We start from the raw sequence: 7,346 nt of genomic DNA, 5'->3' as shown, positions 1-7,346 counted from the left end.
CGCGTCCTCAGAATTCGACGACGGCGCGGATGGATTTGCCTTCGTGCATCAGGTCGAACCCGTGGTTGATCTCGTCGAGGGTCAGCTTGTGGGTGATCATCGGGTCGATCTCGATCTTGCCGTCCATGTACCAGTCCACGATCCTCGGCACGTCGGTGCGCCCGCGCGCCCCGCCGAAGGCCGTGCCCTTCCACACACGCCCCGTCACCAGCTGGAACGGCCGCGTCGCGATCTCGGCACCCGCAGGCGCCACCCCGATGATGATGCTCTCGCCCCAGCCCTTGTGCGCGCATTCCAGCGCCGTGCGCATCACGCCCACATTGCCCGTCGCGTCGAACGTGTAGTCCGCCCCGCCCCCGGTCAGCGCCACAAGATGCGCCACCAGGTCGCCGTCGACCTTCGACGGGTTCACGAAATCGGTCATCCCGAAGCGCCGCGCCATCTCGGCCTTGTCGTCGTTCAGGTCCACGCCCACGATCTGGTCCGCGCCCGCAAGCCGCAGCCCCTGGATCACGTTCAGACCGATCCCGCCAAGCCCGAACACCACGCCCCGGCAGCCGATCTCGGCCTTGGCGGTGTTGATCACCGCGCCGATCCCCGTCGTCACGCCGCAGCCGATGTAGCACACCTTGTCGAACGGCGCGTCCGGGCGGATCTTCGCCAGCGCGATCTCAGGCACGACCGTGTGGTTGGCGAAGGTCGAGCAGCCCATGTAGTGGTGGATCGGCGTGCCGTCGAGCATCGAGAACCGCGTCGTGCCATCCGGCAGAAGACCCTGGCCCTGCGTCGCGCGCACCTTCTGGCACAGGTTCGTCTTCGGGTTCAGGCAGTACTCGCATTCGCGGCACTCCGGCGTGTAGAGCGGGATCACGTGGTCCCCCACCGCAAGGCTCGTCACGCCGGGGCCGACCTCCACGACAACGCCCGCGCCCTCGTGACCCAGGATCGCCGGAAAGATCCCCTCGGGGTCCGCGCCCGAACGCGTGAACTCGTCCGTGTGGCAAAGACCCGTGGCCTTCACCTCCACAAGAACCTCCCCGGCCCGCGGGCCGTCAAGCTCCACGTCCATGATTTCAAGCGGCTTGCCTGCCTCAACGGCAACAGCGGCGCGTGTTCGCATGTCTGCGTCCCTTCTTTTCCCAGACCCCGACAATGTTCCAAAAGCCACAGGGATTCAACGACGCCGCGACGGGTCTTGAACAGTCCGCGACGCTGACGCAGGTTGCCGGAAAAGAGGTTTGAAATGCGTGTGACCCTTGCACTACCGCTGCTGGCCGCCTGCCCGATCCTGATCTCGGCCTGCGCGCCGTCCGCCCCGACCGGGCCCGAACCCGCGGCCGCCCCGGCGGTCCCCTGCGAGGCGAGCTTTTTCGAAAATCTGAAAGGCGAACCGATCGAGGTGGTGGACAGCATCGTCACCCCCCTGCGCGTGCGCGTGCTGGGCGCCGACGACTTCGTGCCCCGCGACTTCGACCCGAACCGCCTGACCTTCACCACAGCGCCCGACGGCACCGTCAGCCGCATCTTCTGCGGCTAAGGCCGGGGGCCGCCCAAACCCGCCCACACACGCCAGGCCATGCCGCGGGCAGGGGCCGGGACAGCCGATCCGCCGCCGGTCAGTGGAACGACAGAGGATAGGCTGTGTGCACCCACAAATGGCTGTCGGTCAGCTTCTGAACGATGCACAGCGCCTTCTTGATCTTCCGGTGCGCGCCATCCTGCGTGCGGCCATATAGCACCAGCGCGCTGACCGGGCCCGACAGGGTCGCGGTTATGACCTGCCCGCCGCGAAAACCCGAAAGCCCGCCTTCGGGCACAGCGGCGTCCAGCGCGGCAAGGCGGCGCTGCCCGCGCGGGGCGTTCAGCAGGTGGCGCACGGCAAGATACAGCGTCTCGCGGTCGTCGAAGGCGGACTTGCCGGGCGGGGCAAGCCCGTGCACATGGCGATAGGCATGTCCAATGCCGGTGCCGCGCCGGGCGGCCTGCGCAGCGCGGCTTGCCGATGCGTCCGCCTCCGGGTCTGCATCGGCGGGGACATCCGGTGCGCCGTTCAGCGCAACCTCCGCCGAGGCCGCGCCGCCCTCCTGCAACCGCCGCACGAGGCGGTCGAAATACTGCCCGTTGGCGGTCTCGATCGCGGCGACGACCTCGGCCTTGGTATAGATTTTCTGGACGGGCATGTCCGGTTCCTCCGCGGCGGCTTGCGCCGCTGACCCAACGTCAGAAACATAGGCGCAGGGGGCGCGCGCTGTAAAGTCTGCCCCCCCTCCAGCGGCCCCCGCCGACCCGGCCGCGCAGCTCCGCCCCCGGGTTCGGACTCGACTCCCGTCCCAGCCCCTGGGTAAAAGAACAAATGTAGAACATTATTGCTGCCACAATAATGCCGAATCGACGAATCCTTTCCCTGTGGTTCCCGCGACTGGGGGCCGATCGCCTGCTGCGCCGTGGACGCGTGCCGCCGGACACCCCCGTCGTGGTGATCGGCGGCCAGCGCGGCGCGCAGGTCGTCACCAGCCTGTGCCCGCTGGCCGAGGCGGCGGGCCTGCGGCCGGGACAGGGGCTGCGCGACGCGATGGCGATCTGCCCCGGGCTAGCCAGCTACCCCGCCGACCCCCGCGCCGAGTCGGCGCTGCTGTCAGCGCTGCGCCGCTGGGCCGGGCAGTTCACCCCATGGGTGGCCGAAGAGGCGCCGGATGCCCTGATGCTCGACATCACCGGGTGCAGTCACCTGTTTGGCGGCGAAGCGGAGCTGGCCGCGCGGCTGGCCGAAGGCTGCACCGACCTGGGGCTGAACGTCCGCATCGGGCTGGCCGACACGCCCGGCGCGGCCTGGGCACTGGCGCGGCACGGCGGCACGGCGGCGGCGGACCCCGGCGGGCAGGGCGACGCGATCGACCAGGAGGCCCGCGCGACCCGGTCCCGCGCGGCGCGGCGGCGCGGGCCGCTGGCACCGCGCACCGCACCGGCCGCCACCGCGCTGCGGGTCGGCGGCCCGGCCGGCGCCGGACCCGACCCGGCCGCGCCGCGCAGTCTTTGCCTCGTCTCGCCGCCCGGGCAGGTGCGCGCCACGCTCGCGCCGCTGCCTGTGGCCGGACTACGGCTTCCGCCCGGTGACGTGGCCGCGCTGGGGCGGCTCGGGCTGCGGCTGATCGGGGACCTGGCCGGGCAGCCGCGCGCGGCGCTGTCCCGGCGTTTCGGGGCGGGGCTGGTGCGGCGGCTCGACCAGGCGCTGGGGCTGGAACCGGAACCGCTGTCGCCGCACCGGCCCGGACCGCGTTTCGTGCTGCGCATGGCGCTGCCCGACCCGATCGGGCTGGAGGCGGACCTGCTGGCCGGGATCGACCGGCTGCTGCCCGCGCTGTGCGCCCGGCTGGCCGGGGCGGGCCAGGGCGCGCGCAGCATACGGCTGGAGGCGATGCGCTGCGACCACGTCACCGAGGAGATCGAGATCGGGCTGGCCGCCGCCACCGCCGATGTGGCGCGCATCCGCCCGCTGCTGGCGCTGAAGCTGGGCGGGATTGACGCCGGACCGGGGATCGACGCGCTGCGGCTGGGCGCGCCGCGCACGGAACGTCTGCAGCAACGGCAGCATCGGGGGCATCTCGACGCCGCCGAACAGGCCCGGCGCACCGGCCCGCTGGCCGCGCAGGAGGACCTCGTGGGGCGGCTGGGGGCGCGGCTGGGCAGCACGGCGGTGACCCGGCTGCACCCCGCCGACAGCCACATCCCGGAAAAGACGGCGACCACGCTGACCGCGGGCTGGTCGCAGGCGGCGGCGGCATGGCCGCCCGCACCGACCCCGCGCCCGGTGCTGGTCTGGCGGTCCGAACCCGTCACCCCGGTCACGCCAGAGGATCCGTCCCGCGTCGGCACCGGCGAGGCGGCGGGTCAGCGCCCGCCGCATCCCGACTACCGGCCGCCGGATGTCCGTTTGCCGCCGCCCGCCTGGTTCCGCTGGCGGCGGCAGGACCATGCCTGCCTTGAAGCGATCGGCCCCGAACGCATCGCGCCGGAATGGTGGCTGGACGATCCGCTCTGGCGCAACGGGGTGCGCGACTACTGGCAGGTCACCACCGGCAGCGGCGCACGGCTGTGGCTTTACTACGCCCACGGCGCGGCCCTTCCGGGCGGGTGGTTCTGCCAGGGAGCCTTCGCCTGACCCGGCCACCCGACGACGACACGGGCGGCGGATGGCACGGCATGAACGACCGGGCCGGCGACGCGGCGGCGCGAAGGTCGGCGCATGGCCGACAGCGGCGCGGACTCATACGGGACTCATACAACGCAATTACGCCCGTCCGGCGCGTCCGGCCCCACCACGGGGCGGCAATGCGCGGTCCAGAGGGGCGCGCAACGGCACGAACGGCGGAACGCAACATGACAGGACCACAGGACGGGACGATGACACAGCGGGCGAAGTCCTCTTCCGCCCGCTGCCATCCCTGTCCGGACACCGCGCCGCGGTGCCGGTCTGCCCCCGACCCCCGGCGCCGCAAATGTGGGGGCAATTGAACTGGCGCCGGGGTGCGACGCACCGCGCCACACCCTTTAGATAGCAGAAATATCCTTCATGATCAGTGGGTTCAGAAGCATAACTGCCCAGCTTTCGACACAGGTTTTCGGCAAAATCCGGCGACTGCGCAAGTCTCTGGAACCGCTTGATTTAACCCCGGCCCGGCCGCACACTCGGGTCATGACGATGCAACCGCCCTCCCCCGTTCCCGCCGCGGGTCCGATGCCCGAACAGGTCGCCTTCCACCGGACGGAACTCTCTGTGATCCTTACACTTTATGGTCGGATGGTGGCGGCCGGGGAATGGCGCGACTACGGCATTTCCTGCCTGAAGGACCGTGCCGTGTTCTCCGTGTTCCGCCGCACCGCCGAGAACCCGATCTACCGAATCGAGAAGGACCCGAAGCTGCGGGGCCGACAGGGCATGTACTCGGTGATCGGGATGGACGGCCAGATCCTGCGCCGCGGTCACGACCTGCGCACTGTGTTGCGGGTGCTGGAACGCAAGTTGATCCGCCCGGTCTGAACCCGGGTCTGACCCTGTCGGCCCGCCGTCTCAGCCCAGCCGCCGCCGCCCGGTGACAGGCCCGCCCCCCTGCCCGGCAATGCGCCGGATCGCGTCCTCGGCCCCTTCATAGACCACTGCCATGTGATGTGCGTTGGCATGGATCAGGGTGCTGTCATTGACCGCCATCGCCACGTGACCGCGCCAGAACACCAGATCGCCCCGCGCCAGCGGAGCATCGGCCGCCACCGCCTGCCCAGCCTCGCACTGCTGTTCGGCGCTGTCGCCAGGGCACGGAAGGCCGCAGGCCAGGCACGCCACCTGCACGAGGCCGGAACAATCCAGCCCCAGCCTGCTGTTGCCGCCCCACAGGTAGGGCGTGCCAAGGAACAGGTCCGCGACCGCCACAGGGTCCGCGAACCGGCGCCGCAGCGGCGCGACATGGGCCATCGGCACGAAAAATCCCGCATGGGTGCGCCCGAAGGCACCCGCTTCTGCCACAAGGGTCAACTGCGATCCTAGCGACAGGCTGGCCAGGTCCGCGGATTTGATGTCCGGCGCCGAATAGAGATGCGTCGCCAGCGACGTGATGTGATGCGTCGCCGCGACCGCCGCCCCAAGCTCGTCGGCCCGGACAACGCCGGTATAGCCGTCGCGCCGGGCGCGCACCGCGTGCCAGTCGCCATCCTGCCCCGTCAGCTCCACCACGTCGCCATAGAGCAGCTGGCGTTGGCGGGCGCCATCCGGGCGGTCAAGAATGTCTGCAACCGGAACGACGACCTGCGCCACGGTTTCCTGCTGGGACTGTCCGGTCATCGCGATCCGCCTGTCATGAAAGTTGCGCTGTGCCTATCTCATGCATCGCCGGCGTCAAGCAGACCCGGCAGCGCATGCAGGATCGCGCGCACGCCCTGCCCGACCCCACCCTTGGGGCGCGCCGGGGCGGCGGCCGGCTGCCAGCCGTAAATGTCGAAATGCGCATAGCGCGGGGTCTCGGTCACGAAGCGGTTGAGAAACAGCGCGGCGGTGATCGCCCCGGCGAACCCGCCCGACGGCGCGTTGTCCAGATCCGCGAACCCCGGCTCCAACATCGCTTCATAGGGGGCGTGCAGCGGCAGTTGCCAAACCGGGTCACGCATCGCTTGCCCTCCCGCCGCCAGCGCATGGGCCAGCGCCGCGTCATGGGTGAAGAACGGCGCGATGTCCGGACCGACCGCCACCCGCGCCGCACCGGTCAGAGTCGCCATCGACACCAGCAGGTCCGGCGGCGTTTCGTCCGCCAGCGCCAGCGCATCGGCAAGAACCAGCCGCCCCTCGGCATCGGTGTTGTTGATCTCAACGCTTTGCCCCTTGCGCGAGCGCAAGATATCGCCGGGCCGGAAGGCGGCGCCGGACACCGCGTTCTCCACCGCCGGGACCAGCACGCGCAGCCGCAAAGGCAGGGCCAGAGCCATGATCGTGTGCGCAAGGCCAAGCACCGCCGCTGCGCCACCCATGTCCTTCTTCATCAAACTCATGGAATTGCCGGGCTTCAGGTTCAACCCGCCCGTGTCGAAACAGACGCCCTTGCCGACCAGGGTCAGCGTCGGCCCTGCATCGCCCCAAGCCATGTCGATCAGGCGCGGCGCGCGCGGAGAGGCGCGCCCGACGGCGTGGATCATCGGGAACCCGGCATCAAGGAGCGCATCGCCGGTCGTCACCGCGACGCGCGCGCCATGCTCGGTTGCCAGCGCGCGGGCGGCCTGTTCCAGCTCGTCCGGCCCCATGTCATTGGAAGGCGTGTTGATCAGGTCGCGGGTCAGCGCCTCACCGGCCGCCATCGCGGCAATTCGGGGGGCATCGACACCGTCGGGGGCGATGAGCCCCGGCAGCGGCCGACCGGTCCCGGCATAACGGGTGAAGGCATACCCGGCCAGCAGCCAGCCAAGCGCCTGTTCGGCGGCGTCCTCCGGCCCGTCGGTCCCGTCAAGCCGCCATGCGCCTTCGGGCAGGTGCGGCACGGCTGCCGCGGCGGCGAACCGCCCGCGCGCCCGGGCCTGCGCATCGCCCAGACCCAGCGCCGCGGCGCCAACCCCGCCATCAGCCCCTGGCAGCAGGCACAGCGCGCCGACCGACGCCTTGAACCCCGCGCCCGTGACCCATGCCCGTTCCTCGGGCGCCAGCGTGCCGGTCCAGCGGTCAAGATCTTCGGCGGCGACAAGGTGCAGAACGCGCGCGCCGGGCGCGTCGGGAACGAAGCTCGGGGGCATGGGGGTCCTTTCGGCTGGTCTGGTCCGTGCCCGCCAACCCTAGGCCCCCGGCGCGGCGGCGGAAAGAGCCCGCGCGCCCC

7 protein-coding genes are annotated in these 7,346 nt (G+C 70.9%); 3 read left to right on the top strand and 4 right to left on the bottom strand.

What is annotated here, in order from left to right; translation table 11 throughout:
• Positions 1 to 7 precede the first annotated feature (7 nt).
• Positions 8 to 1,120, bottom strand: coding sequence for an S-(hydroxymethyl)glutathione dehydrogenase/class III alcohol dehydrogenase (locus tag DKT77_RS17210; protein ID WP_109810121.1), 1,113 nt, complete (start codon positions 1,118 to 1,120; stop codon positions 8 to 10).
• Positions 1,121 to 1,243: 123 nt separating this feature from the next.
• Here DKT77_RS17210 and DKT77_RS17205 point away from each other — a divergent pair, with 123 nt between their 5' ends.
• The gene (locus DKT77_RS17205; protein WP_109812908.1) at positions 1,244 to 1,537 is read left to right on the top strand and encodes an I78 family peptidase inhibitor; all 294 of its coding nucleotides are present in this window, start codon (positions 1,244 to 1,246) and stop codon (positions 1,535 to 1,537) included.
• Between the two features lie 79 nt (positions 1,538 to 1,616).
• On the opposite strand, the gene DKT77_RS17200 is transcribed toward DKT77_RS17205, so the two are convergent.
• Complete coding sequence (locus tag DKT77_RS17200; protein ID WP_109812907.1) at positions 1,617 to 2,180, bottom strand: hypothetical protein; 564 nt, start codon at positions 2,178 to 2,180, stop codon at positions 1,617 to 1,619.
• 200 nt (positions 2,181 to 2,380) lie between these two features.
• Between DKT77_RS17200 and DKT77_RS17195 the strand changes: the two genes are divergently transcribed.
• Entirely contained in the window at positions 2,381 to 4,159 is a 1,779-nt protein-coding gene (locus DKT77_RS17195) for a Y-family DNA polymerase (protein ID WP_109812906.1), read from the top strand.
• A gap of 534 nt (positions 4,160 to 4,693) precedes the next feature.
• Positions 4,694 to 5,038, top strand: a complete 345-nt coding sequence (locus tag DKT77_RS17190; RefSeq protein ID WP_109812912.1) for a DUF2794 domain-containing protein — start codon at positions 4,694 to 4,696, stop codon at positions 5,036 to 5,038.
• Positions 5,039 to 5,068: 30 nt separating this feature from the next.
• On the opposite strand, the gene DKT77_RS17185 is transcribed toward DKT77_RS17190, so the two are convergent.
• Positions 5,069 to 5,833: a C40 family peptidase gene (locus DKT77_RS17185; RefSeq protein ID WP_109812905.1), complete on the bottom strand. Its 765-nt coding sequence runs from the start codon at positions 5,831 to 5,833 to the stop codon at positions 5,069 to 5,071.
• A 38-nt stretch (positions 5,834 to 5,871) separates the two neighbouring features.
• A complete protein-coding gene (locus DKT77_RS17180; RefSeq protein WP_109812904.1) occupies positions 5,872 to 7,266 on the bottom strand; it encodes a leucyl aminopeptidase family protein in 1,395 nt (464 codons plus the stop codon).
• Between the last annotated feature and the right edge of the window lie 80 nt (positions 7,267 to 7,346).

The sequence above is a fragment of the Meridianimarinicoccus roseus genome (assembly GCF_003172915.1).
In the GTDB taxonomy this organism is placed as follows: Bacteria; Pseudomonadota; Alphaproteobacteria; order Rhodobacterales; family Rhodobacteraceae; genus Meridianimarinicoccus; species Meridianimarinicoccus roseus.
Note: the sequence above shows the minus strand (reverse complement) of the source record. Positions and strands in the feature narration are given on the sequence as shown.